Here is a 23,461-nt window from a genome sequence, read left to right as displayed (position 1 = left end):
ACATCTGCTGAAACGTCAAAGGTCGCAAAAGGACTTGTGTGACGTAAAAGGGAATCAATATCATTGGCGCCTTAACAGATTCTTACGGTGCCGCCGCCATGCTGCTTCACATCCCCGGCTTGTTCGACGACGCTGAACTCGTGCGTATCCGCGAGGCTCTCGAACAGGCCGACTGGGCAGATGGCAAGGCCACGGCCGGGTATCAATCGGCCAAGGCCAAGTACAACCTGCAGCTTCCCGAAGGGCACGCCTTGGCCAAGGAAATCGGCAGTGCGCTCATCGAACGCCTGTGGCGCAATCCACGCTTCATGTCGGCTGCCCTGCCGCACAAGGTGTTTCCGCCGCTGATCAACTGCTACCGCGAGGGCGGTAGTTTCGATTTCCACATCGACAATGCCCTGCGCCAGCCCAAGGGTAGCGCCGAACGGGTGCGTACCGACCTTTCCTCGACGTTGTTCCTCAGCGATCCGCAGAGCTACGACGGCGGCGAGCTGGTGATCCACGATACCTTCGGCGTGCAGCAGGTGAAGTTGGCTGCGGGTGATCTGGTGCTGTACCCCGGCACCAGCCTGCACAAGGTCAATCCGGTGACCCGTGGCGCTCGTTATGCGGCATTCTTCTGGACCCAGAGCCTGATTCGCGAGGACAGCCAGCGCGCGCTGCTGTTCGAGATGGACACGGCCATCCAGCAACTGGCGACCGATGTGCCTGATCATCCTTCATTGCTGCAGTTGACCGGCACCTATCACAATCTGCTGCGCCGCTGGGCCGAGGTTTGACCCGTGTCCTATCCGTTGCGTCGTGAGCAAGTGGTGGATATCGCCGAGCTGAAGGCCATGCTCGAAGGCAGTCCGGGCAGGGCTGCCCAGGCGATCCTGGCGGCAGCGGGGCAGGGGGTGGTCGAGGCGCAGCTGTTGCTCGGACAGATCCTGCTTGATGGTCGCGGCATCGAGCAGGACTGCAGCGTCGCACGGCGCTGGTTCGGCATCGCCGCGCAGCGTGGCAACGCCATGGCGCACAACATGCTTGGGCGGTGCCTGGAGCATGGCTGGGGCGGCGAGACCAACCTGTCCCAGGCGGCCATCCATTACGCCCGTGCGGCTGATGCCGGCCTCGATTGGGGGCTGTACAACCTTGGCAACCTGCTCGCCACCGGACGGGGCGTGCCGGCCAACCAGGCGCAGGCATTGGTCTGCTATGAGAAAGGTGCGCATCTGGGCCATGCCAAGTCGATGAACCTGTACGGGCGTTACCTGGAACAGGGCATTGCCACCGCGCCCAGCCCGGCGCGAGCGGTACGCTGGTACCGACGTTCGGCCGAGGCGGGGGACTTCCGCGGGATGTTCAGCTTGGCGATGGTATTGGTCGAGCGCGGTCAGGTAAGTGAGGCCGCGCCTTGGCTGGAGAAGGCCAGGGTGGAGGGCAATGGCAATTTCCTGCGCGCTGCCTTGGTGACTTTGCAGAAGGCAGGGCCTGTGCTGATGGCCTTCGCGGGCCGCTATGCCGAGGAGCTGGAACGGCGCGGCGAGTGAGGTTGTCTGTACTGGTCTCTTAGCGGGCTTGCCCGCTAAGAGGCCGGGAAAGATTCACAAAAGAAGACGGGGCCTTTCGGCCCCGTCGTGCATTACAGGTAGAACGCCTTCAGCGGCGGGAAGCCGTTGAATTCCACCGCGCTGTAGCTGGTGGTGTAGGCGCCGGTCGACAGCCAGTACAGGCGGTCGCCGATGGCCAGGTTCAGGGGCAGGCCATACTTGTAGTGCTCGTACATGATGTCGGCGCTGTCGCAGGTCGGGCCGGCGATGACCACTTCTTCCATCTCGCCTTTCTTCTCGGTCCAGATCGGGAACTTGATGGACTCGTCCATGGTTTCGATCAGGCCGGAGAACTTGCCCACGTCGGTGTAGACCCAACGCTCGACCGCAGTGCGCGACTTGCGGGCGACCAGCACCACTTCACTGACCAGGATACCGGCGTTGGCGATCAGCGAACGGCCAGGTTCGAGGATGATTTCCGGCAGGTCGTCACCGAAGTCTTCCTTCAGGAAGCGGATGATTTCCTCGGCATAGGTCTCGAGGCTGTTGGTACGGGTGATGTAGTTGGCCGGGAAGCCACCACCCATGTTGATCATCTTCAATTCGATGCCGTCTTCGTCCTTCAGGCGCTCGAAGATCACCTTGACCTTGGCGATGGCCGCATCCCAGACGCTGATGTCGCGCTGCTGGGAACCGACGTGGAACGACACGCCATAAGGCACCAGGCCCAGGTCGCGGGCGAGGATCAGCAGGTCCATGGCCATGTCGGTCTGGCAGCCGAACTTGCGCGACAGCGGCCAGTCGGCAGTGGTGGAGCCTTCGGTGAGGATGCGCACGTACACTTTCGAGCCCGGAGCGGCCTTGGCGATGTTGCGCAGGTCGGCTTCGGAGTCGGTGGCGTACAGGCGAACGCCTTTCTCGTAGAAGTAGCGGATGTCCTTGGATTTCTTGATGGTGTTGCCGTAACTGATGCGATCGGCGCTTACACCCTGGTTCATCACCTTGTCCAGCTCATAGATCGAGGCGATGTCGAAGTTCGAGCCTTTGTCCTTGAGCAGGTCGATGATCTCGACGGCCGGGTTGGCCTTGACTGCGTAGTAGACCTTGGCGAATTCGAAACCTGCACGCAGGTCGTCGTAGGCCTGGCTGATCATCTGGGTGTCGATGAGTACGAACGGGGTTTCCTGCTTGTCGGCGAACGCCTTCATTTTCTGGAAGGTTTCACGTGCGAAATAGTCTTCGACCTGGATCGACATGCTCAGGGACTCCATGGGCAAACTGAAAGTTTAAGTGGCTGCAACTGAACGTCCTCCGTATCCCCACTTTGGTTCGCCTACTCAGTACTTGAGCCGGATGGATCGTTTCCAGCATGGACGTTCGGCGCGCACTTTAGGGCGTGAAGAATGCAGAATCAACAGGCAATCCGGGCACGATCGTCGCGGATCGACGACCAGCCATTTGAATAACCGACCGATGTGACTACCTGACGTTCCATCGCGGCTTTCAAGCGTAAAAAATTGTGGAATGGAGCGGTTCGTAGCCTCTGCGGACATGCCCGTCTCAAGGGCCTCACACGCTACAGGTGGCAACCGGGTTATCCGGGAAAAGGCCTCAAGTGTTCATATTTATGGCCACGGACCTGCGACGCCCAAGCGCGCAAAAAAGACGATAAATTTTTTGTTACTGATGGACGGATTTGCTGCCTTTGATGAGAAACATTACTATTCGCACCCTCATCTGCCTCCCTGACGACACTTCCCGTGGCTGGACACAAAGGCTTCCTCGACCATTACCATGAGCTGATCGGCACCTGGACGCGCAAACTGCGCAGTCGTCAGCAGGCCGAAGACCTCACCCACGATGCCTTCGTCCGAGTGCTGGAAACCTCGCGCGAACAGGTCGACCAGCCACGGGCCTACCTGCACCAGACGGCGCGTAATATCGCCGTGGATGGTTTTCGCCGCGAGGACCGGCGCCAGGCCCTGGAGCGCGAAGCCTTGGATGAGGAGCGCGGTGCCAGCGATGACCCAGAAGCCTATGTACATGCCCTGGAACTGGCCGACAGTGTCGAGCGAGCGCTGGCCGAGCTGCCGCTGAACTGCCGCCGGGTATTCGTCTGGCAGAAGCTCGAGGGCCTGACCCAGGCCGAGATCGCCGAGCGCATGGGTTTGTCCAAGAACATGGTCGAAAAGTATATGATCCGCACGCTCCGGCATCTGCGTGAGCACCTGGATGTGTCGGCGAGATGAGGCAGGAGACCCTTTCCATGAAACAGCACGGTACCGAGACGGTCCGCGAGCAGGCGGCGCAATGGTTCGCCCGCGTGCAGGACGCGCCGAACGATGCCGCGCTGCAGGCCGGTTTGCAGGCGTGGTTGGCGACCGACCCGCTGCACGCGCAGGAGTACCAGCAACTGCTGCGGCTCTGGCAAGCCGCCGATCTGCTTGGGCGCCAGCGGCTCGAGGCACTGTGCCAGGCGGACCCGGTGCAGCAGTTGCCACGCCGGCGTTTCTTGCGCCAGGCGCTGGCGGCCAGCGTCGCGCTGCTGGCTCTGGGCCTTGGCTGGGGCGGTTGGGAGTACCAGAAGCGCAATCACCAGGATTTCTTGCAGACCGCCTTCGGCGAGCGGCGCCAGGTCGAACTGCCGGATGGCACTCGGCTGGATCTCAATGGCGCTACGCGAATGCGCGTCGATTTCAGCGGCGCGCGTCGGCGCATCCACCTGGATGCCGGTGAGGCAATGTTCGTCGTCGCCCACGACGGCAACCGGCCGTTCGTGGTCGACACCGCCCAGGGCAGCGTCACCGTGACCGGCACCCGCTTCGATGTCCGGCTCGATCCGGCCATCACCCGTGTAACGGTGGAGCAGGGGTCGGTGAGGGTCCAGGGCAAGGACGCCTCGCTGGCGCAATTAAGCGCTGGCCAGGGTTCGCACATCGATGCCCAGGGTGTGGTGGCGGCGCCTTATGCAGTCAATACTGCCGCCGTTACCGCCTGGCGCCAGGGCAAGCTGGTGTTCGACGACGCAACGCTGGCCGAAGTGGTCGCCGAGACCTCGCGCTATCGTGCCCAGCCCTTGCGCGTGGCACCCGGCAAGGTGGCCCGCTTGCGCCTGTCCAGCACCTTCAGCACCGACGACACGGATGCTCTGTTGCGCGCCTTGCCGAGCATCCTACCGGTGGCCATCAAGGCCCATGAGGATGGCTCCCAGGAAATAATCGCGAAATAGATTCAGGTTTTTTTTCACTCGTTCGTCTTCCCCGCCAGCTGCAACTGCCAAGCATTTTCATTTGCATGCGGTTGGGTCCATTCCGTATTTCCAGGATGTTTCGACGACGTGAACAACAATAAGCCATTCCCCCGCATGCGTGCCCTTGCGCTGGCCCTCGCCGTCGCGAGCGTTGCCGCCACCAGCCAGGCCGAAGAGGCCCCCCGCGCCCTGCAGATTCAGGCACAACCCTTGGCCTCGGCGCTGACCGCGCTGGGCCAGCAGACCGATCTGCAACTGTTCTTCAGCCCCGAATTGGTCGCCGGTAAGCAAGCGCCGGCGGTGTCCGGCACGTTGCAGGCCGAGCAAGCGCTGCAACAACTGCTCGAAGGCAGCGGGCTGACCTATGAAAAGTCCCAGGACACCGTGGTGGTCAAGCCTGCCGAGTCGGCCGGCTCGCTGAACACCGGCAGCCTGGAACTGGCCCCGATCGATGTGAACGTGGTGGGCGATTGGCTGGGCGATGCCGACCAGGCGGTGGTGCAGAACCATCCCGGCGCACGCACCGTGGTGCGCCGCGAGGCCATGGTGGAGAAGGGCGCGATGAACGTGCGCGACGTGCTGCGTGGCATCCCTGGCGTGCAGGTGCAGGACTCCAACGGCACGGGTGGCAGCGACCTGTCGCTGAACGTTGGCGTGCGTGGCCTGACCTCGCGACTGTCGCCCCGCTCGACGGTGCTCATCGATGGCATCCCTGCCGCCTTTGCGCCTTATGGCCAGCCGCAGTTGTCGATGGCGCCCATCTCCTCGGGCAACCTCGACAGCATCGATGTGGTACGTGGCGCCGGCTCCGTGCGCTATGGCCCGCAGAACGTCGGCGGGGTGATCAACTTCGTCACCCGGGCGATTCCCGAGAAGCCTTCGGCAGAGTTGTCCACCACCCTGGAGACCTCGCAGCATGGCGGCTGGAAGCACACCGAGTCGGCGTTCGTCGGGGGCACCGCCGACAACGGCATGGGTGTGGCATTGCTCTACACCGGGGTCAATGGCCACGGCTACCGGGAAAGCAACAACGGCAACGACATCGACGACGTCATCCTCAAGACCCACTGGGCGCCCACCGACGTCGACGAGTTCTGGCTCAACTTCCACTACTACGATGGCCGCGCCGACATGCCCGGCGGCCTGACCCAGGCCCAGTACGACAACAAACCGTTCCAGTCGCTGCGCGACTACGACTATTTCGCCGGGCGGCGCAAGGACGTGTCGTTCAAGTGGCAACGCCAGCTCGACGATGCCACCCAGTTCGAGGTGCTGACCTACTACACCGACAGCTTCCGTGGCAGTGCCATTGCTTCGCGGGACATGAAGACCCTGTCGTCATACCCGCGCAACTACCATACCTTCGCCATCGAACCCCGGCTGTCGCGGATCTTCTTCGCTGGCCCAACCACCCAGGAAGTCAGTGTCGGCTATCGCTACCTCAAGGAAGCGATGCGCGAACAGTCGACGCGCCTGGCTCTGATCGACAACGTACCCACCTCCACGCCGACCTCCGACGGCCACGTGTTCCAGGATCGCAGCGGTGGCACTGAAGCCAGCGCCTACTACATCGACGACAAGATCGACGTCGGCAACTGGACGATCACTCCGGGTATCCGCTTCGAGCACATCAACACCGATTGGCGCGACCGCCCGGTGCTCGGCGCCAACGGCCAGCCGGTGGCGGAGAAGAAACGCAGCATCACCAGCAACGAGCCGCTGCCGGCATTGAGCGTCATGTACCACATCTCCGATGCCTGGAAGGTGTTCGCCAACTACGAGACGTCCTTCGGCAGCCTGCAGTACTTCCAGCTTGGCCAGGGCGGCAGCGGCAACAGCACGGCCAACGGCCTGGAGCCGGAAAAGGCCAAGACCTATGAAATCGGTACGCGCTATGACAAGGGTGGTTTCGCTGGCGAGTTGACGGCGTTCTACATCGATTTCGATGACGAGTTGCAGTACATCAGCAACGATGTCGGTTGGACCAACCTGGGTGCGACCAAGCACCAGGGGATCGAGGCTTCGGTGCGCTACGACTTGGCCGGCCTGGACCCGCGTCTGGAAGGCCTGTCGGTCAATGGTGGCTATACCTACACCCGCGCGACCTACGAAGGAGAGATTCCGGGCTTCAAGGACCGCGACCTGCCGTTCTATTCACGCCAGGTGGCCACTGCCGGGCTGCGCTACGCGATCAACCGCTGGACCTGGAACCTCGATGCCTATGCCCAATCCAAGCAGCGCGCGCCGGGGACCGGAATCAACAGCGATGGCAGTTTCAATGGCGACTACATCACCGAGCCAAGTGCCGATGGGCAGTATGGCGACATCCCGGGCTACGTGACCTGGCATGCCCGTGGGGGGTATGACTTCGGGCCGCAGATGTCCAATCTCAAGCTGGCGGCGGGGGTGAAGAACCTGTTCGACAAGCAATACTTCACCCGCTCGAGCGATAACAATGCCGGGATCTATGTGGGTGAGCCACGGACCTTCTATGTGCAGGCCAGTGTAGGGTTCTGACAACGCGTCGTCCCCTTCGCGGGCAAGCCCGCTCCCATAGAACTAAACATAACTCATTGATTTAACTGGACTCTGTGGGAGCGGGCTTGTCCCGCGAACACCGGCGAAGCCGGTGCCATTCACCGCGTCGCCCCATTCGCGGGACAAGCCCGCTCCCACAGGTACAGCGCCAGCCCACAGGCAGGCATAGGACCGGTGGGGCGGGCTTGCCCGCGAAGGGGGAGGCGCTATTTCAAGAGGCCGCCACCTCGGCCGGCGACACGATACTGGTCTTCGCCCCCCGCGAACGTCCCGAGCTCAGGTACGCCGCGATCGATTCCTGGGTCACCTCGCCCAGGAATACCTGCTCGGCATCCAGCACCGGCAACCACGCGCGATTGAACTCGTACATCCGCGACAGCAGGATGCGCAGGTGTTCATCGTGCGAAGCGGTGGCGTTGAACTGGCGCAGGAAGTCGCCGCAGGTGCCTTGCTGGCGGTGCATGTCGCGGCGGCGCACATAGCCCAGCGCTTTGTTCTGCGCATCGGTCACCACCACGTAGCGGCGGTCGTGTTCGTCCAGCAGCTCCAGGGCATCGGCCACTGGTGTTTCCGGGCTGACCGACGGGGCGTTGTCTGCCGCGTCCTCGGCACGTACCAGCAGGAGACGCTTGAGGGTGCTGTCCTGGCCGACGAAGTTGCTGACGAACTCGTCCACGGGATGCGCCAGCAGGGTGTCCGGATGGTCCAGCTGAAGCAGCTTGCCGGCGCGGAAGATGGCGATCTTGTCGCCCATCTTGATGGCCTCGTCGATGTCGTGGCTGACCATGATGACGGTCTTGTTCAGGGCCCGCTGCATCTCGAAGAACTCATTCTGGATCATCTCGCGGTTGATCGGGTCGACCGCGCCGAAGGGTTCGTCCATCAGCAGCACCGGCGCATCGGCAGCCAGTGCGCGGATCACGCCAATACGCTGCTGTTGGCCACCGGATAGCTCACGGGGATAGCGCTGCAGATACTGCTTGGGCTCGAGCTTGATCATATGCATCAGCTCGCGGGCGCGGTCGTGGCACTTCTGCTTGTCCCAACCGAGCAGGCGTGGGACCACGGTGATGTTCTCCTCGATGGTCATGTTGGGGAACAGACCGATCTGCTGGATCACATAGCCGATGTGACGACGCAGGGTCACTTCGTCCAGTGCGCTGGTGTCCTCGCCGTTGATGAACACCTGCCCGGATGTTGGAGTGATGAGGCGGTTGATCATCTTCAGCGTGGTGCTCTTGCCGCAGCCCGAAGGGCCGAGGAACACGCAGATTTCCCCTTCGTTGACGGTGAGGCTTACCGAGTCGACGGCCTTGACGTCCTTGCCGTTGACGTTGAAGGTCTTGCTGAGGTTCTTGAGTTCGATCATGAGCGCAGTCCTTCTGGAGTCAGGGCACGTTGCAGGGTTTGCAGGAGCAGATCGGCGAAGATGGCCAGCAGGCTGACCAACACGGCGCCGACCAGCAGCATCGACATGTCGCTGCGGCTGATGGAAGTGAGGATGAGTACGCCCAGGCCACCGGCACCGATGGTCGCGGCGATGGTCATGACGCCGATGTTCATCACCACGGCGGTGCGCACGCCGGCGAGGATCACCGGCACTGCGATGGGCAGCTCGACCATGCGCAGGCGCTGGCCGAAGGTCATGCCGATTCCGCGTGCGGCTTCGCGGATACCAGGCTCGACGTTGGTCAGGGCCAGGTAGGTGTTACGCAGGATCGGTAGCAATGAATAGAGGAATACCGCAGTGATCGCCGGCAATGGCCCCAGGCCTTGGCCGAACTTGGAATAGAACGGCAGCAACAGGCCGAACAGGGCGATCGACGGGATGGTCAGCAGCACCGTGGCGCTGGCCTGCAGGGGGCCGGCGAGGGCGGGGAAGCGGGTCATCAGGATGCCCAGCGGCACACCGATGAGGATCGCCAGGCTCACGGCGATGCCGACCAGCATGATGTGCTGCCAGGTCAGGTGCAGGACCTGGGCCCAGTCGAGGTGGGCGAAGGTGTCGAGCAGGGTCATGGCTGTACCTCGCTGAGGGGGTGTTCGCGCAGGAAGGCAGCGGCCACGGCGGAAGGGCTCTGGTGTTCGACATCGACCTTGGCGTTGAGCTGACGCATGGTCTCGTCGTCAAGCTGTTCGGCCAGAGGCTTGAGCAGATCGGCCAGTTGAGGGCTGGCGTCGAGCACGGCTTTGCGGATCACCGGGGCGGCGGTGTAGTCGGGGAAGTAGTGCTTGTCGTCTTCGAGCAGCTTGAGATTGAACGCGCTGAGGCGGCCGTCCGTGGTATAGACGAGGCCGGCGAAGACCTGGTTGTTGCGCATGGCGGTGTACACCAGCCCGGCATCCATCTGGCGAATGTTGGCGCGGCCCACCTGCAGGTCGTACATGGCCTTGAGGCCGACCAGGCCATCAGGGCGGTTGGCGAACTCGGTGTCCAGCGCCACCAGGTGGTTGCGATCATGCTCGTCGCGCAGTACCTGGTTGAGGTCGCTGATGGTCTGGACCTGTGGATAGGCTTCGGCGACCTGCTTGGGCAAACCCAGGGCATAGGTATTGCTGAACTTCGACGGGGTCAGCCAGACCAGATCCTTTTTCGCATCCAGTTCCTTGACCTTGGCATAGGTGGCTGCGGCGCTCGGCATGCGTTCTTCGATATGGTTGTACGAGACCAGCGACACGCCGGTGTATTCCCACATCAGATCTAGCTGGCCGGTTTCTTGTGCCTGGCGGGCGAGGTTGCTGCCCAGGCCGCCGGTGACGCGGACGTCAAAACCATTGGCCCTGAGGTACTGTGCGGTGATTTCGGCGAGCACGGTTTGTTCGGTGAACACCCGGGCGCCTATGCGGATCAGCGGTTTGTCCGCCGCTTGGGCGAAACCTGCGAACAGCAGGGTCGCGCCCAGCAGCAAGGCGATTCTTCTCTTCATACAATCCCTCTTTTATTAGGTCAGGCCACGTTCCAGCCAGCGCTTGCTGGAGAAACTCACCGCGGCGTCCAGCGCCAGCGCCAGCAGCGCCGTGCAGGCGGCGCCCAGCAGCAGTTGCGGCTGATTGTTCAGGGCGATGCCGGGGAAGATCAGGCTGCCGAGGCTGTTGGCGCCGATCAGGAAGGCCAAGGGGGCAGTTCCCACGTTCAGGGCCAGGGCTACGCGTACGCCGCCGACGATGATCGGCACGGCGTTGGGCAGTTCGACCTGCCACAGTTGCTGGCGGGGCGTCATGCCGATGCCGGTGGCGGCTTCCTTGAGTGAGGCGGGGACGTTTTTCAGGCCTTCGTAGGTGTTGCGCACGATCGGCAGGAGGGAGGCGAGGAACAGGGCGAAGATCGCGGGGCCTGCGCCGATGCCCAGGATACTCAGGGCGATGGCCAGTACGGCCAGAGGGGGAATGGTGTTGCCAACATTGAAAAACTGCATGAAGCGTTCGGCTTTGTCGACCCGGTGCGGTCGACTCAGGGCAATGCCGGCGGGGATGCCCACGGCTAACGCCGCCCCCATCGAAGCCAGCACCAGCATCAGGTGCGCTTGCAGGTAGAACCCAAGATCGTCGCGGTAGCGTGCGATCGTGTCGATGCCGATCCAATGGACCAGCAGGGCCAGGATGACGAGCACGGCGGCCCATCCCAACAGCCCCTTTCCGTAGCGTTTAGCCACAGGCGGACTCCTTGTGTTGTCGGCGAGCACACTTCTGTGTAGCCGGCCCTCGAGGGCGGCAGGCGGTGTGTTCGCGAGTAGCAGCGTGATGCTTGCCGAGGGCAGCGATCAGGCCATGAGCCGAACCCCGTCGGGCCCGAAAATGCTGATGAAACCAGTCCCCAAGCGAAGCGGCTTGTGAGGGAGTGGACGTCTCCGTGGGCGTAAAGGTTCCCATCTGAGGCGGCATTTGGCCAGCGTTAATCACTGGTAGTGGCGTTTTTTCGCACGAAAAAACAGCGCTTTTCTTGCCTGAAGGCGTTTAATTACCTGCTACCGAGCCATTTGTTCCCTGAGCACAATTACCCTCTGAAATTTCCTCGAAATCTCCTTGAGGGAATATTCCTTTGGGGGTATTTGCGGTGTGGGCAATAGGGATGTGCCCCGAATTCGCGGTCGAGTTCGGGAGGTTGACTCTTGAGGTACAGGATGAACTCTTGGCTCAACTCCATCTGCTCGCATACCGCGGTCCAGCGCTGGGGCGACCTCGTGTAGATACCTTGAAGGGCTCAAGACATTCGAACATGAAAGAGCTGCGGTTTACCGTCGGGGATGGAGTGTGGCGCGTAGCGTTCGCATTTGACCCTTCTCGCTGTGCGCTGCTGTTAGTAGCCGGGGATTACCAGTGAGCGTAGGTTTTACCGGAGCCTAATCGAGCGTGCCGATGCACGTTTTGAACGACACCTGTCCAGAGGTTGAGTTATGAAAACGCTTGATGATGTGATGAATGAGCTTTCGCCTGGCCGCAGGGCGAAAGTCGAGGCCCGCGGGCTTGAATTGATCTGTGAAGAGATGACCCTGCAAGCATTGCGCAGGCAGTTGGAAATCACCCAGGAAGGGCTGGCGGAACGCCTCGATATCCGGCAGAGCAACGTTTCCAAGGTGGAGCACGCAGAGACATGTTGATTTCCACCCTCCGCAGCTATGTGGAGGCCCTTGGGGGGCATTGGAGCTGGTCGTACATATCCCTGGGCGTCCCCCTGTCACGCTTGACGGATTTTCTGAGGCGCAACTGAAACGCGTCTAGCCGTTACCCTGGACCAGCGTCCAGTGATCGGGTTTTGGTACCCCGCCCAACATCAGGTATGATACTGCCCCTTTCAAATCCCCAGTCAGGCGATTTCCCATGACCAACCAGGCCGCCGAAGTCGCGAAGCGCCGCACTTTCGCAATCATTTCCCACCCCGACGCCGGTAAGACCACCATCACCGAGAAGCTCCTGTTGATGGGCAAGGCCATTGCCGTCGCCGGTACCGTGAAGTCGCGCAAGTCCGACCGCCATGCCACCTCCGACTGGATGGAAATGGAGAAACAGCGCGGCATCTCCATCACCACCTCGGTGATGCAGTTCCCGTACCGCGAGCACATGATCAACCTGCTCGACACCCCCGGCCACGAAGACTTCTCCGAGGATACCTACCGCACCCTGACCGCGGTGGACTCGGCGCTGATGGTGCTCGACGGTGGTAAGGGCGTCGAGCCGCGGACCATCGCCCTGATGGACGTCTGCCGCCTGCGCGACACGCCGATCGTCAGCTTCATCAACAAACTCGACCGCGACATCCGTGACCCGATCGAATTGCTCGACGAGATCGAGGCGGTGCTCAAGATCAAGGCCGCACCGATCACCTGGCCGATCGGTTGCTATCGCGACTTCAAGGGTGTGTATCACCTGACCGGCGACTACATCATCGTCTATACCCCAGGGCACGGCCACGAGCGCACCGAAGCCAAGATCATCCAGAAGCTGGACTCCGATGAAGCCCGTGCACACCTGGGCGATCAATACGACGCGTTCGTCGAGCAGCTCGAGCTGGTGCAGGGCGCCTGCCACGAGTTCAACCAGGACGAGTTCATCAATGGCCAACTGACCCCTGTGTTTTTCGGGACCGCGCTGGGCAACTTCGGTGTCGACCATGTGCTCGATGCGGTCGTCGACTGGGCGCCGCGCCCATTGGGCCGCGTCGCCCACGAGCGGACCGTCGAGCCGGTCGAGGAGAAGTTCACCGGTTTCGTGTTCAAGATCCAGGCGAACATGGACCCTAAACACCGCGACCGCATCGCCTTCATGCGCATCTGCTCGGGCAAGTACGAGAAGGGCATGAAGATGCGCCACGTGCGCCTGAACAAGGACCTGCGCATCGGCGATGCACTGACGTTCTTCTCGTCCGAACGTGAGCAGCTCGAAGAAGCCTATGCCGGCGACATCATCGGTCTGCACAACCACGGCACCATCCAGATCGGCGACACCTTCACCGAAGGCGAGGCGCTGGGCTTCACCGGCATCCCGCACTTCGCTCCGGAGCTGTTCCGCCGCGTGCGTCTTAAAGACCCGCTCAAGTCCAAGCAACTGCGCCAGGGCCTGCAGCAGCTGGCGGAAGAGGGCGCGACCCAGGTGTTCTTCCCAGAGCGCAGTAACGACATCATCCTCGGTGCGGTCGGTGTGCTGCAGTTCGATGTGGTCGCCAGCCGCCTGAAGGAAGAGTACAAGGTCGAGTGCGCCTACGAGCCGATCACCGTCTGGTCGGCCCGTTGGATCAGCTGCGACGACAAGAAGAAGCTCGAGGAATTCCAGAACAAGGCTATGGAGAACCTGGCCATCGACGGTGGCGGTCACCTGACCTACCTGGCGCCGACCCGCGTCAACCTGTCGCTGATGGAAGAGCGCTGGCCGGACATCAAGTTCCGCGCGACCCGCGAGCACCACTGATCATTGAAACAGGGGCCGCAAAGCGGCCCCAGTCTCAATTGCCGGCCTTGATGCTGGTCCAGATCCGCGTCCTGATCCGGTCGATCTTCGCCGGCATCGCCTCCAGGGCATACAACTTGCCCATCACATCCTCGCCCGGGTAGATCATGCTGTTGCCCTTCATGGCCGGGTCCACCAAGCCGTCAGCCTTGAGGTTACCGTTGGCGTACTGCACATGGTTGCTGATGTTGGCCATCACCTCAGGTTGCAGCAGGTAGTTCATGTAGGCGTAGGCCGCTTTTTCGTCGGGCGCATCGGCTGGCATGGCGACCATGTCGAACCACATCGGCGCGCCTTCCTTGGGAATCGAGTAACCCACTTTCACCCCGTTGTGCGCTTCCTCGGCACGGTTCTTGGCCTGCAGTACATCGCCAGAGAAACCCACCACCACGCACACATCGCCATTGGCCAGGTCGCCGGTGTACTTCGACGAATGGAAGTAGCTGATGTACGGTCGCACGCTCATCAAAAGCGCCTTGGCCTTGTCGTAGTCCGCCCGGTCCTGGCTGTGGTGCGGCAGACCCAGGTAATGCAGGGCGATCGGCAGCAGCTCGGGGCCGTTGTCCAGCACCGCGACGCCGCAGCTTTTCAGCTTGCTCATGTACTCGGGTTTGAAGATCAGATCCCAGGAGTCGACGGGGGCATTGTCGCCGAGCACTGCCTTGACCTTGTCGATGTTGTAGCCAATGCCGGTGCTACCCCAGAGATAGGGAAAGCCATACTGGTTGCCCGGATCGTTGACCTCCAGCGCCTTGAGCAGCACCGGATTGAGGTTGTGCCAGTTGGGCAACTGCGAGCGGTCCAGGCGTTTGAGCGCCTTGCCCTGGATCTGCCGGGCCATGAAGTGGTTGGAAGGAAACACCACGTCGTAGCCGGAGTTGCCGGTCATCAACTTGCCGTCGAGGGTCTCGTTGCTGTCGTACACATCGTAGGTCGGCACGATGCCGGTGGCCTGCTGGAAGTTCTTCAGGGTGTCGGGTGCAACGTAGCTGGACCAATTGTAGATCTTCACCGTTTCAGCGGCGTGGGTCATGCTGGCGGCCAGCATCAGGGGAGCGAGAAGGAGCGTGCGCATGTCGGGTTTACCTTGCTTTGTCTGTTGTTATCGAAGGCAGGCGATCAGCGGATCAGAAAATGAGGACGTAGGTCTTGCGCACGGTTTCCTGGATGTCCCAGGTGCCGGTGCTGTTGGCCGGTAGCATCAGGGCGTCTCCGGCTTCTATGACCAAGGGCTCGCCACCGTCGGCGGTGAAGGTGCAACGGCCTTTGATGAAATGGCAGAACTCTTGCTGAACGATTTGCCGTCGCCAGCGCCCGGGCGTGCATTCCCAGATGCCGGTCTCGACGCCGTCGCTGCGCTCCACGCAGGTGACCGAGGTGACTGCCACCGGGGCGCCGAGCGGCACCGCGACCGGGTTGGAACTATCGAGCTCGACGCTTTCTGTGTGCTTGAAGTGGGTGATGCTCATGACCGCTGGATCCTGTGTCAGGGGGGAAATCAGTGCATGAAACCTTCCATGAAGTCCGCTAACGAGCTGGCCAGGCGCCGCCTCCAGGGCGCGCTGGCGGGATTGGCGAGGGTCCGGTCCTCGTGGACGAAACTTTTGATGATCGCGTTGTAGCCCAGCCAGCGGCAGGGCTCTGGTGGCCAGCTGGCCAAGCTCGACACGGGACGGTTGTCGAGCACCCAGGGTTGCGCAGTCAGTTCGTTGTGCTGGTTGAGGATCAATGCCGCCAGGGTGCGTCCGCCGAGATTGGTCGCGCCGACGCCTTCGCCGCCGTAGCCACCGGCCAGGGCGATACCGCGCTGCCGATCGCAGAGCATGTGCGGACGAAAGCGCCTGGCCATGCCGAGGTTGCCGCCCCAGGAGTGCGTGATCCGAACCTGCCGTAGTTGCGGGAACAGTTCGCCGAACAAATAGCGGCGCAGTTCGATCTCATGTTGTTCGAGCGTGAAGTTTTCCCGCAGACGGCCGCCGAAGCGGTAGCCACCGCGGGCGCCGAACACCAGGCGGTTGTCCGCTGTGCGCTGGCCATAGGTGACCTGGCGGCTGCTTTCGCTGAAGGCCTGGCCCTGGGACAGCCCGATTTGCTCCCAGGTCGATTCGGACAAGGGTTCGGTGGCCACCAGCAGGCTTTGCACCGGCAACTGATGCTTGCCCAGCGGCGGCAGGCTGGCGGCATAACCCTCGACGGCGGGCACCGTCCATTGGCAGCGGATGCGAGCCAGGGGCGAGCGCACTTCGCCAGGCTGCCAGTCAATGGCAGGGGTGTTCTCGTAGATCGCTACGCCCAGCGCTTCGACAGCCCTGGCCAGGCCCCGCACCAGCTTCGCTGGCTGAATGGTCGCGGTGTGCGGACTGAAGATGGCGCCGTAGGCATTGCTCACGCGCAGTTGGGCATCCAGTTGCTCCGGCCGCAGCCAGCGGTAGTCGTCCTCGGTCATGCCCTGGCGATAAAGGTCATCGAGGTAGGCACGCAGGCTGCGCTCCTGCTCGGGGTAGCGCGAAGCACAATACAGTACGCCGCCTTTGCGGTAATCGCAGTCGATGCTTTCGCGCTGCAGCACATCCTGTACCTGGTCGGGGATACCGTGCAGCAGATCGATGCTGGCGCGTCGGTGTTGCGGTGAAAGCGTGGCCAATAGACGGTCCTCGCCCAGCAGGTTGCCCATCAGCCAACCGCCGTTGCGCCCCGAAGCGCCGAAACCTGCGATCTTGGCATCGATCACGGCGATGTTCAGGTGCGCTGCCTGGCGCTTGAGGTAGTAGGCCGTCCACAGCCCGGTATAGCCGGCACCGATGATGCACACGTCGACCTCCAGGTCGACTTCCAGGGCCGGGCGCGGGGTCAGCGGCTCGTCGAGTTGCTCCATCCACAGGCTGAGTGTGCGCAGGGCTTGCATCGAAGGGTGGCTCCACATCCGTCAGGGTCTGTGGGCGATCCTAGTGGGGGCGGGCCGGAGCTGTCTTACGTGCGTGCACGCAGGGAAATTTGCCGCAGGTAGGCCTTGGGCGTGAGCCCTGTGTGCTCGCGGAAGCACTTGTAGAACGCCGACAGGGAATTGAAGCCGGCATTGAAAGCCAGATCGTCGATGGTCGCTTCGGCGCTGTCAGCGTCCAGGCTGGCCAGCAAGTGTTGCAGACGCGCCTGGTTGACGTAGCGGTAGAAGCTCTGGCCCAGCACCTGATTGAGCAGATAGGAGATCTGGTTGCGGCTGTAGCCGCTGGCGTCGGCCACCTGTTGCAGGTTCAGTTCCGGGTCGAGATAGGGGCGTTGGCGCTGAAAATAGTGCTCCAGGTCCTGGGCCATGGTCGACAGCTGTCGGGGTGACAAGCCCAGCCGGCTGGTGGCAGGGCGTGGGCCGCCGCTTTCGGAGCCGGCGCCATTGCTGCGAACCAGCGTGGCGTATTCATTGACCCGCCAGATCAGGCCATCGCGGACCGTGATTGCCTCGCTGGACTGGAATGCCACCAGACCCGCGCCACCCTGCACCGTGACCTGGTACTGGATGAACGCGGTGCAGCCATCCACGCGGATACGGTCACTGTGTACGATGTCTTCGCCGGCCTCGTGGGGCAGGCAGGCGCTTACGTACTCACGCAGTTCGTGGTAGCCGAGCATGCGGTTCTGAAAGAAGTCGTGGTACTGCACTTCCGGGTGATAAAGCGCGATCACGCCCTCGAGGTCGCGATGCTTCCAGCACAGGTGATAGCGCAGCACGGTATCGGCCGTGAGCGGGGTCTGCTCGGGGCCGTCGGGGAGGGCAGGCGTGGTCATGAAGCGATAGTGCATTGCAGAACACCCCGACGCAATATCGGCGATCTGGCATTTTGCACGGTTTCTTCAAGCGGCTTGGCCGCTAACCTGTTGTTTCATAAGCATGTAATTTTTTGACACGTCTGGCATGGGCGCTGCAATGACTTAACCAACCTCACACAAGGAGAAAGGTTATGCGCTCGATACTGCTATGGATGATTGGTGTACCCATTCCGGTGATCATTCTGATCTGGTTCTTCATGCATTGAGGTTTCGCGGGTCCATCGCCGGCTTGCCGGCGATGGAGGCGATACTGTTCTAGAGGAACTGCTCCGCGTAATGACACGCCACCTGCCGCGTCCCAACCAGCCGGAACGCCGGCACCTCACTGGCGCAACGCTCAGTGGCGTAAGGGCAGCGCTTGTGGAACGCACAGCCCTCCGGTGGGTTCAAGGGGTTAGGGAGCTCCCCGGCAATGCGAATCTTAGGTTTCAGCGGGTCCGGGTGAATCGCCGGGGTCGCTGACAGCAAGGCCTGGGTATAGGGGTGCAGCGGCTTTTCGTAGATGTCCTCTTTCGGCCCCATCTCTGCCGGCCGGCCCAGGTACATCACCAGCACTTGATCGGCCACGTGACGCACCACCGCCAGGTTGTGCGAGATGAAGACGTAGGCGGTGTCGAATTCCTTCTGCAGGTCCATGAACAGGTTGAGCACCTGTGCCTGGATCGAGACATCGAGCGCCGACGTCGGTTCGTCCGCCACCAATACCTTCGGCTGCAGCATCATGGCCCGGGCCAGGGCGATACGCTGGCGCTGGCCGCCCGAGAACATGTGCGGATAGCGCTGATAATGTTCCGGTCGCAGACCGACCTGCTCCATCATCCGCTGGACTTTGTCACGCCGTTCGGCCTTGGTCAGCGAGGTATTGATCAGCAACGGCTCGGCCAGTTGGTCGCCGATCTTCTGCCTTGGGTTGAGCGAGGCGTAAGGGCTCTGGAAGACCATCTGCACGTCGCGGCGTAATTGCTTGCGGGCAGCCTTGCTGGCACCGGCCACCTCGGTTCCGGCGATCTGCAGCGAACCGGAGGTGGGTGACTCGATCAGGGTCAGGGCCCGTGCCAGGGTCGACTTGCCGCAGCCGGACTCGCCCACCACGGCCAGGGTCTTGCCGGCCTCCAGTTCGAACGAAACGCCGTTCAGTGCACGCACCAAAGCGTTACCCTTGAACAACCCTCGGGACACCTCGTAGTGGCGGGTAAGCTCCCGCGCGGTGAGTACCACAGCCATCAGGCCACCTCCTGGTTCAATGGGTAGAAGCAGCGGGCCAGGCTGTGGGCCTGGGGTTCCAGCGCCGGGCGCTGTTGCCGGCAGTTGTCTTGCACGTAAGGACAGCGTGGCGATAACAGGCAGCCCTGCGGTCGGTCGTAGCGGCCGGGAACGATACCCGGTAGGGTGGCCAGACGCTCGGCACCGATACTGTGCTCGGGGATGGCCGCCAGCAGGGCCTCGCTGTAGGGGTGGGCAGGAATGTCGAACAACTCCGGCACCTGGCCCACCTCGACCGCTTGGCCGGCATACATCACGCACACCCGTCGGGCGGTCTCGGCGACCACCGCAAGGTCATGGGTGATCAGGATCAGCGCCATGTTGCGCTCTTTCTGCAGGTTCACCAGCAGCTCCATGATCTGCGCCTGGATGGTCACATCCAGGGCGGTGGTCGGTTCGTCGGCGATCAGCAGCTTGGGTTCACCGGCGATCGCCATGGCGATCGCGACGCGCTGGCTCATGCCGCCTGACAGTTGATGTGGATAGGCGTCCAGGCGGCTTTCCGGGGCCGGGATCTCGACCTTTCTCAGCAGCTCCAGGGCTCGCTGGCGAGCGGCCTTGCCTTTGAGACCCAGGTGCTGGCGCAGCACCTCCTCGATCTGGAAGCCTACGGTATAGCTAGGGTTGAGCGCGGTCATCGGGTCCTGGAAGACCATGGCGATGTCCTTGCCGACGATCTTGCGCCGCTGCCGGGCGCTGAGCTTGAGCATGTCGGTGCCGGCAAAACTGAGGGTGTCCGCGGAGATTCGCCCGGGGGCGTCGATCAGGCCCATCAGCGCCATCATGGTCACCGACTTGCCGGAGCCGGATTCGCCGACGATGGCCAGAATCTCGCCGGCGTCCACCGCCAGGTCGAGGCCGTCCACTACCGGTACTGCATTGGCGTCGCCGAAGCGCACGTTGAGGTTGTTGATCTGCAACAGTGACATGACGGGCTCCTCAGGCGGCGTTCTTGAGTTTCGGATCCAGCGCATCGCGCAGGCCGTCGCCCATCAGGTTGATTGCCAGCACGCTGAGCAGGATGGTCAGGCCGGGCAGGCTCACCACCCACCAGGCGCGCTCGATATAGTCACGCGCCGAAGCCAGCATCGTGCCCCATTCGGGTGTCGGGGGTTGCACACCCAGGCCGAGGAAGCCCAGGGCTGCGGCGTCGAGAATGGCCGACGAGAAACTCAGGGTGGCCTGGACGATCAACGGCGCCATGCAGTTGGGTAACACGGTCACGAACATCAGCCGTGGTAGCCCGGCACCGGCCAGGCGCGCAGCGGTGACGTAGTCGCGATTGAGTTCGCCCATCACTGCAGCGCGGGTCAGACGGACGTAGGACGGCAACGACACGATGGCGATGGCGATTACCGTGTTGATCAGGCCAGGGCCGAGGATGGCGACGATCGCCACTGCCAGCAGCAACGATGGCAATGCCAGCATCACGTCCATCAGGCGCATGATCGACGGGCCGAGCAGGCGCGGGAAGAAGCCGGCCAGCAGACCCAGAAGAATGCCGGGGATCAACGACATCACTACCGATGACAGGCCGATCAGCAACGACAGGCGTGCGCCGGTGATCAGCCGCGAAAGCAGGTCGCGGCCCAGTTCGTCGGTGCCCAGCACGAATTGCCAGGTGCCTCCTTCGAGCCAAACCGGTGGGGTCAGCAGGTAGTCGCGAAATTGCTCGCTTGGGTCATACGGCGCCACCCACGGCGCGAACAGCGCGCAGAACACCACCACGCACATGAAGGCCAAGCCCAGCACCGCACCTTTGTTGCGGGCGAAGGCATGCCAGAACTCCTTGAACGGGGAGGGGTAAAGCAGACTGGTGTCCACCGGCTGGGCCGGTGCGACGGTTTTGATTGTCGGACTGGTCATGGAGGGCCTCAGCGCTGATGACGGATGCGTGGGTTGGCCAGGCCGTAGAGGATGTCCACCACGAAATTGACCAGGATGACCAGGCAGGCGATCAACAGGATGCCGTTCTGGACCACGGGGTAGTCACGGGCGCCGATGGCTTCGATCAGCCATTTGCCGACGCCCGGCCAGGAGAAGATGGTTTCGGTCAGGACGGCGCCAGCCAGCAGCGTGCCGACTTGCAGGCCGAATACCGTCAACACCGGGATCAGCGCGTTGCGCAGGCCGTGCACGAACACCACGCGGGCCGGCGACAGGCCCTTGGCCCGTGCGGTGCGGATGTAGTCTTCGCGCAGTACCTCGAGCATCGACGAGCGGGTCATGCGGGCGATCACTGCCAGGGGGATGGTGCCCAGCACGATGGCCGGCAGGATCAGGTGCATGACCGCGTCCTTGAACGCGCCTTCCTCATCGCTGAGCAAGGTGTCGATGAGCATGAAGCCGGTTTTCGGCTCGATGTCGTAGAGCAGGTCGATGCGGCCTGATACCGGCGTCCAGCCAAGGCTGACCGAGAAGAACATGATCAGGATCAGACCCCACCAGAAGATCGGCATGGAGTAGCCGGCCAGCGAAATGCCCATCACCCCGTGGTCGAACAGCGAGCCCCGTTTGAGCGCAGCGATCACCCCGGCGAGCACGCCGATGGTACCGGCGAACAGCAGGGCGGCGAGCGACAGTTCCAGGGTCGCCGGGAACAGCGTGAGGAACTCGGTCCAGACACTCTCGCGGGTACGCAGCGACTCTCCCAGGTCACCTTGGGCGAGCTTGCCCACGTAATCCAGATACTGGACCGGAAGCGGTTTGTTCAGGCCCAGGCGCTCCATGGCCTGGGCGTGCATCTCGGGGTCCACTCTGCGCTCGCCCATCATCACTTCCACCGGGTCGCCGGGGATCAGGCGTATGAGCGCGAAGGTCAGCAAGGTGATACCGAAGAAGGTCGGTATCAACAGGCCCAGGCGCCGGGCAATAAAACTCAACATTGTCAGGGTTACCTCAATCGGCCGGTCAAGGCAGTGCCGCCAGTCCCCTCGTGGGTTGCCGGCGGTCGTTGTTGTTCTACTTCACCTTGGTCGTGGCGAAGTTGTTGTTGGTCAGAGGGTTGATCACGTAACCCTCCACGTTGCTGCGCATGGCGGTGAACATCTTCGGATGGGCCATGCTGATCCAGGGCTGGTCTTCATCGTACACCTTCAAAGCCTCGGCATAGAGCCTTGCACGCTCGTCTGTGTCGGTCACCTCGCGGGCACGGGTGATCAGTTCCTGGAATTTCGAGTTGCACCAGCGCGCGTAGTTCTCGCCGGTCTTGGCGGCGTCGCAACTGAGCAGGGGACTGAGGAAGTTATCCGGGTCGCCGTTGTCGCCGGCCCAGCCAGTGGACACCAGGTCGGCTTCGCCATTCTTGGCGCGGCGCAGCATTTCGGCCCACTCCATGACGCGGACATTCAGCACCAGGCCGATCTGTTTGAGGTCGGCTTGCAGCATTTCCGCCGAAAGGCGAGGGTTGGGGTTGGTCGGACCGCCGCCGCTGCGGGTGAACAGCGTGAACACCGTGCCAGGTGACACGCCCGCTTGTTCGAGCAGTTCGCGGGCTTTGGCCAAGTCGCGGGGTGGGTTCCTGTTGTCGGTGTTGTAACCGATCATGGTCGGGGGGTAGGGGTTCACGGCGACCAGCGCATTGCCCTTGCCGAACAGTTGGTCCACGTGGGTCTGGCGGTCGAAGGCAATGTCGATGGCCTTGCGCACGCGCACATCGCTCAAATACGGGTGTTCGGTATTCATGGAGATGTAACCGGTGACCAGAGCCTCGATCTCTTCGACCTTGAGCGCAGGGTCGGCCTTGATCGAGGGCACGTCGTCCGGTTTGGGGTACAGCGCGACCTGGCACTCGTTGGCGCGCAGCTTCTGCAGGCGCACGTTGCCGTCGGTGGTGATGGCGAAAATCAGCGAATCGGACGGCGGCTTGCCGCGGAAATAGTCCGGGTTGGCCTTGAAGCGAACCTGGGCGTCCTTGCTGTAGCGCTGGAAGATGAACGGGCCGGTGCCGATCGGTTTGCTGTTGAGGTCGGCGGTCCTGCCGGCCTTGAGCAACTGATCGCCGTATTCGGCGGAGTAGATCGACGTGAAAGCCATGGCCATGTCGCGCAGGAAGGGGGCTTCCGGGCGGGTGAGGGTGATGACCACGGTGTGGTCGTCGGTCTTGGCCACCGACTTGAGCAGGTCCTTGAAGGCCATGCTCTCGAAGTACGGATATCCGACACTGGCTTTGTCGTGCCACGGGTGCGTTGGATCGAATTGGCGGTTCAGGCTCCATAGCACGTCATCGGCATTGAAGTCGCGGGTCGGCGTGAAGTAGTCGGTGGTATGGAACTTCACTCCCTCACGCAGGTGGAAGGTGTAGGTCAGGCCGTCGGGTGAAATCTCCCAACGCTCGGCCAGGGCTGGCTGGATGTCGGTGGTGCCGGGCTTGAAGTCGACCAGACGGTTGAAAACCGTCTCGGCCGAGGCATCGGCGGTGACGGCGGTGGTGTACTGCACGATGTCGAAACCTTCCGGGCTGGCTTCGGTGCACACTACCAGGGGTTTGGCGAACCCGTGGCTGGCGGCGCTCAGCAAGATCGCTGCCAAGGCAGCACGTAGCGGTAGCGATGTCATGGAAACTCCCTGCGTGTGTTGAATCCAGCGTAGCTGCCACGGCCCGGAGCGATTCGGG

Annotated in this window: 22 protein-coding genes; 8 read left to right on the top strand and 14 right to left on the bottom strand. The window is 62.4% G+C overall.

What is annotated here, in order from left to right:
* Nucleotides 1-98 precede the first annotated feature (98 nt).
* Nucleotides 99-779 carry a Fe2+-dependent dioxygenase gene (locus E2H86_RS08060; protein ID WP_133326470.1) on the top strand — a complete coding sequence of 227 codons (681 nt, stop codon included), beginning with the start codon at nt 99-101 and terminating at the stop codon, nt 777-779.
* A 3-nt stretch (nt 780-782) separates the two neighbouring features.
* Nucleotides 783-1,532 (top strand): tetratricopeptide repeat protein, encoded by a 750-nt coding sequence (locus tag E2H86_RS08055; RefSeq protein WP_133326468.1) that lies wholly within the window; start codon nt 783-785, stop codon nt 1,530-1,532.
* 92 nt (nt 1,533-1,624) lie between these two features.
* Here E2H86_RS08055 and E2H86_RS08050 read toward each other — a convergent pair whose 3' ends face one another.
* Nucleotides 1,625-2,788, bottom strand: coding sequence for a type III PLP-dependent enzyme (locus E2H86_RS08050; RefSeq protein ID WP_133326466.1), 1,164 nt, complete (start codon nt 2,786-2,788; stop codon nt 1,625-1,627).
* Nucleotides 2,789-3,292: 504 nt separating this feature from the next.
* Between E2H86_RS08050 and E2H86_RS08045 the strand changes: the two genes are divergently transcribed.
* From E2H86_RS08045 to E2H86_RS08035, 3 genes are all read left to right on the top strand, one after another.
* Complete coding sequence (locus tag E2H86_RS08045) at nt 3,293-3,781, top strand: sigma-70 family RNA polymerase sigma factor (protein ID WP_133326464.1); 489 nt, start codon at nt 3,293-3,295, stop codon at nt 3,779-3,781.
* Nucleotides 3,782-3,798: 17 nt separating this feature from the next.
* The gene (locus tag E2H86_RS08040) at nt 3,799-4,761 is read left to right on the top strand and encodes a FecR family protein (RefSeq protein ID WP_133326462.1); all 963 of its coding nucleotides are present in this window, start codon (nt 3,799-3,801) and stop codon (nt 4,759-4,761) included.
* A 108-nt stretch (nt 4,762-4,869) separates the two neighbouring features.
* Nucleotides 4,870-7,299, top strand: coding sequence for a TonB-dependent siderophore receptor (locus E2H86_RS08035; protein WP_133326460.1), 2,430 nt, complete (start codon nt 4,870-4,872; stop codon nt 7,297-7,299).
* A gap of 232 nt (nt 7,300-7,531) precedes the next feature.
* Here the strand turns inward: E2H86_RS08035 and E2H86_RS08030 are convergent, their stop codons facing one another.
* From E2H86_RS08030 to E2H86_RS08015, 4 genes are read right to left on the bottom strand one after another with little or no spacing between them, the layout of a single operon-like run.
* Nucleotides 7,532-8,689 (bottom strand): osmoprotectant ABC transporter ATP-binding protein OsmV, encoded by a 1,158-nt coding sequence (locus tag E2H86_RS08030; RefSeq protein WP_133326458.1) that lies wholly within the window; start codon nt 8,687-8,689, stop codon nt 7,532-7,534.
* Entirely contained in the window at nt 8,686-9,339 is a 654-nt protein-coding gene (locus E2H86_RS08025) for an ABC transporter permease (RefSeq protein ID WP_133326456.1), read from the bottom strand. The genes E2H86_RS08030 and E2H86_RS08025 overlap by 4 nt, the downstream gene beginning before the upstream one ends.
* Nucleotides 9,336-10,247, bottom strand: coding sequence for a glycine betaine ABC transporter substrate-binding protein (locus E2H86_RS08020; RefSeq protein ID WP_133326454.1), 912 nt, complete (start codon nt 10,245-10,247; stop codon nt 9,336-9,338). Before E2H86_RS08020 ends, E2H86_RS08025 begins: the two co-directional genes overlap by 4 nt.
* A 15-nt stretch (nt 10,248-10,262) precedes the next feature.
* Entirely contained in the window at nt 10,263-10,973 is a 711-nt protein-coding gene (locus E2H86_RS08015) for an ABC transporter permease (protein ID WP_133326452.1), read from the bottom strand.
* A 416-nt stretch (nt 10,974-11,389) separates the two neighbouring features.
* On the opposite strand from E2H86_RS08015, the gene E2H86_RS08010 reads away from it, so the two are divergent.
* The 3 genes from E2H86_RS08010 (at nt 11,390) to E2H86_RS08000 (ending at nt 13,722) form a co-directional block, all read left to right on the top strand.
* The gene (locus tag E2H86_RS08010) at nt 11,390-11,641 is read left to right on the top strand and encodes a type II toxin-antitoxin system RelE/ParE family toxin (protein WP_230385287.1); all 252 of its coding nucleotides are present in this window, start codon (nt 11,390-11,392) and stop codon (nt 11,639-11,641) included.
* A 73-nt stretch (nt 11,642-11,714) separates the two neighbouring features.
* Nucleotides 11,715-11,918, top strand: a complete 204-nt coding sequence (locus tag E2H86_RS26185) for a helix-turn-helix domain-containing protein (protein ID WP_230385286.1) — start codon at nt 11,715-11,717, stop codon at nt 11,916-11,918.
* A gap of 220 nt (nt 11,919-12,138) precedes the next feature.
* Nucleotides 12,139-13,722 (top strand): peptide chain release factor 3, encoded by a 1,584-nt coding sequence (locus tag E2H86_RS08000; RefSeq protein ID WP_133326450.1) that lies wholly within the window; start codon nt 12,139-12,141, stop codon nt 13,720-13,722.
* A gap of 34 nt (nt 13,723-13,756) precedes the next feature.
* On the opposite strand, the gene E2H86_RS07995 is transcribed toward E2H86_RS08000, so the two are convergent.
* The 9 genes from E2H86_RS07995 to E2H86_RS07955 form a co-directional block, all read right to left on the bottom strand.
* A complete protein-coding gene (locus tag E2H86_RS07995; RefSeq protein WP_133326448.1) occupies nt 13,757-14,836 on the bottom strand; it encodes a polyamine ABC transporter substrate-binding protein in 1,080 nt (359 codons plus the stop codon).
* Between the two features lie 52 nt (nt 14,837-14,888).
* Entirely contained in the window at nt 14,889-15,230 is a 342-nt protein-coding gene (locus tag E2H86_RS07990; RefSeq protein WP_133326446.1) for a cupin domain-containing protein, read from the bottom strand.
* 29 nt (nt 15,231-15,259) lie between these two features.
* Nucleotides 15,260-16,666, bottom strand: a complete 1,407-nt coding sequence (locus tag E2H86_RS07985) for an NAD(P)/FAD-dependent oxidoreductase (RefSeq protein ID WP_133326444.1) — start codon at nt 16,664-16,666, stop codon at nt 15,260-15,262.
* Between the two features lie 65 nt (nt 16,667-16,731).
* Nucleotides 16,732-17,541 carry an AraC family transcriptional regulator gene (locus tag E2H86_RS07980; protein ID WP_133326591.1) on the bottom strand — a complete coding sequence of 270 codons (810 nt, stop codon included), beginning with the start codon at nt 17,539-17,541 and terminating at the stop codon, nt 16,732-16,734.
* 297 nt (nt 17,542-17,838) lie between these two features.
* The gene (locus E2H86_RS07975) at nt 17,839-18,807 is read right to left on the bottom strand and encodes a peptide ABC transporter ATP-binding protein (protein ID WP_133326442.1); all 969 of its coding nucleotides are present in this window, start codon (nt 18,805-18,807) and stop codon (nt 17,839-17,841) included.
* Nucleotides 18,807-19,775 (bottom strand): ABC transporter ATP-binding protein, encoded by a 969-nt coding sequence (locus E2H86_RS07970; protein ID WP_133326440.1) that lies wholly within the window; start codon nt 19,773-19,775, stop codon nt 18,807-18,809. The genes E2H86_RS07975 and E2H86_RS07970 overlap by 1 nt, the downstream gene beginning before the upstream one ends.
* 10 nt (nt 19,776-19,785) lie before the next feature.
* Complete coding sequence (locus E2H86_RS07965) at nt 19,786-20,712, bottom strand: ABC transporter permease subunit (RefSeq protein ID WP_133326438.1); 927 nt, start codon at nt 20,710-20,712, stop codon at nt 19,786-19,788.
* 8 nt (nt 20,713-20,720) lie between these two features.
* Nucleotides 20,721-21,731, bottom strand: a complete 1,011-nt coding sequence (locus tag E2H86_RS07960; protein WP_133326436.1) for an ABC transporter permease subunit — start codon at nt 21,729-21,731, stop codon at nt 20,721-20,723.
* A 76-nt stretch (nt 21,732-21,807) separates the two neighbouring features.
* Nucleotides 21,808-23,403, bottom strand: a complete 1,596-nt coding sequence (locus tag E2H86_RS07955; protein WP_133326434.1) for an ABC transporter substrate-binding protein — start codon at nt 23,401-23,403, stop codon at nt 21,808-21,810.
* Between the last annotated feature and the right edge of the window lie 58 nt (nt 23,404-23,461).

The organism is Pseudomonas putida (assembly GCF_004357765.1).
Taxonomy (GTDB): domain Bacteria; phylum Pseudomonadota; class Gammaproteobacteria; order Pseudomonadales; family Pseudomonadaceae; genus Aquipseudomonas; species Aquipseudomonas putida_U.
Note: the sequence above shows the minus strand (reverse complement) of the source record. Positions and strands in the feature narration are given on the sequence as shown.

What these genes read in the sequence shown, in the direction of transcription:
- E2H86_RS08060 (WP_133326470.1), top strand. Translation starts at nt 99, where the DNA reads ATGCTGCTTCACATCCCCGGCTTGTTCGACGACGCTGAACTCGTGCGT.
- E2H86_RS08050 (WP_133326466.1), bottom strand. Translation starts at nt 2,788, where the DNA reads ATGTCGATCCAGGTCGAAGACTATTTCGCACGTGAAACCTTCCAGAAA.
- E2H86_RS08040 (WP_133326462.1), top strand. Translation starts at nt 3,799, where the DNA reads ATGAAACAGCACGGTACCGAGACGGTCCGCGAGCAGGCGGCGCAATGG.
- E2H86_RS08030 (WP_133326458.1), bottom strand. Translation starts at nt 8,689, where the DNA reads ATGATCGAACTCAAGAACCTCAGCAAGACCTTCAACGTCAACGGCAAG.
- E2H86_RS08025 (WP_133326456.1), bottom strand. Translation starts at nt 9,339, where the DNA reads ATGACCCTGCTCGACACCTTCGCCCACCTCGACTGGGCCCAGGTCCTG.
- E2H86_RS08020 (WP_133326454.1), bottom strand. Translation starts at nt 10,247, where the DNA reads ATGAAGAGAAGAATCGCCTTGCTGCTGGGCGCGACCCTGCTGTTCGCA.
- E2H86_RS08010 (WP_230385287.1), top strand. Translation starts at nt 11,390, where the DNA reads ATGTGCCCCGAATTCGCGGTCGAGTTCGGGAGGTTGACTCTTGAGGTA.
- E2H86_RS26185 (WP_230385286.1), top strand. Translation starts at nt 11,715, where the DNA reads ATGAAAACGCTTGATGATGTGATGAATGAGCTTTCGCCTGGCCGCAGG.
- E2H86_RS08000 (WP_133326450.1), top strand. Translation starts at nt 12,139, where the DNA reads ATGACCAACCAGGCCGCCGAAGTCGCGAAGCGCCGCACTTTCGCAATC.
- E2H86_RS07995 (WP_133326448.1), bottom strand. Translation starts at nt 14,836, where the DNA reads ATGCGCACGCTCCTTCTCGCTCCCCTGATGCTGGCCGCCAGCATGACC.
- E2H86_RS07990 (WP_133326446.1), bottom strand. Translation starts at nt 15,230, where the DNA reads ATGAGCATCACCCACTTCAAGCACACAGAAAGCGTCGAGCTCGATAGT.
- E2H86_RS07985 (WP_133326444.1), bottom strand. Translation starts at nt 16,666, where the DNA reads ATGCAAGCCCTGCGCACACTCAGCCTGTGGATGGAGCAACTCGACGAG.
- E2H86_RS07980 (WP_133326591.1), bottom strand. Translation starts at nt 17,541, where the DNA reads ATGACCACGCCTGCCCTCCCCGACGGCCCCGAGCAGACCCCGCTCACG.
- E2H86_RS07975 (WP_133326442.1), bottom strand. Translation starts at nt 18,807, where the DNA reads ATGGCTGTGGTACTCACCGCGCGGGAGCTTACCCGCCACTACGAGGTG.
- E2H86_RS07970 (WP_133326440.1), bottom strand. Translation starts at nt 19,775, where the DNA reads ATGTCACTGTTGCAGATCAACAACCTCAACGTGCGCTTCGGCGACGCC.
- E2H86_RS07965 (WP_133326438.1), bottom strand. Translation starts at nt 20,712, where the DNA reads ATGACCAGTCCGACAATCAAAACCGTCGCACCGGCCCAGCCGGTGGAC.
- E2H86_RS07960 (WP_133326436.1), bottom strand. Translation starts at nt 21,731, where the DNA reads ATGTTGAGTTTTATTGCCCGGCGCCTGGGCCTGTTGATACCGACCTTC.
- E2H86_RS07955 (WP_133326434.1), bottom strand. Translation starts at nt 23,403, where the DNA reads ATGACATCGCTACCGCTACGTGCTGCCTTGGCAGCGATCTTGCTGAGC.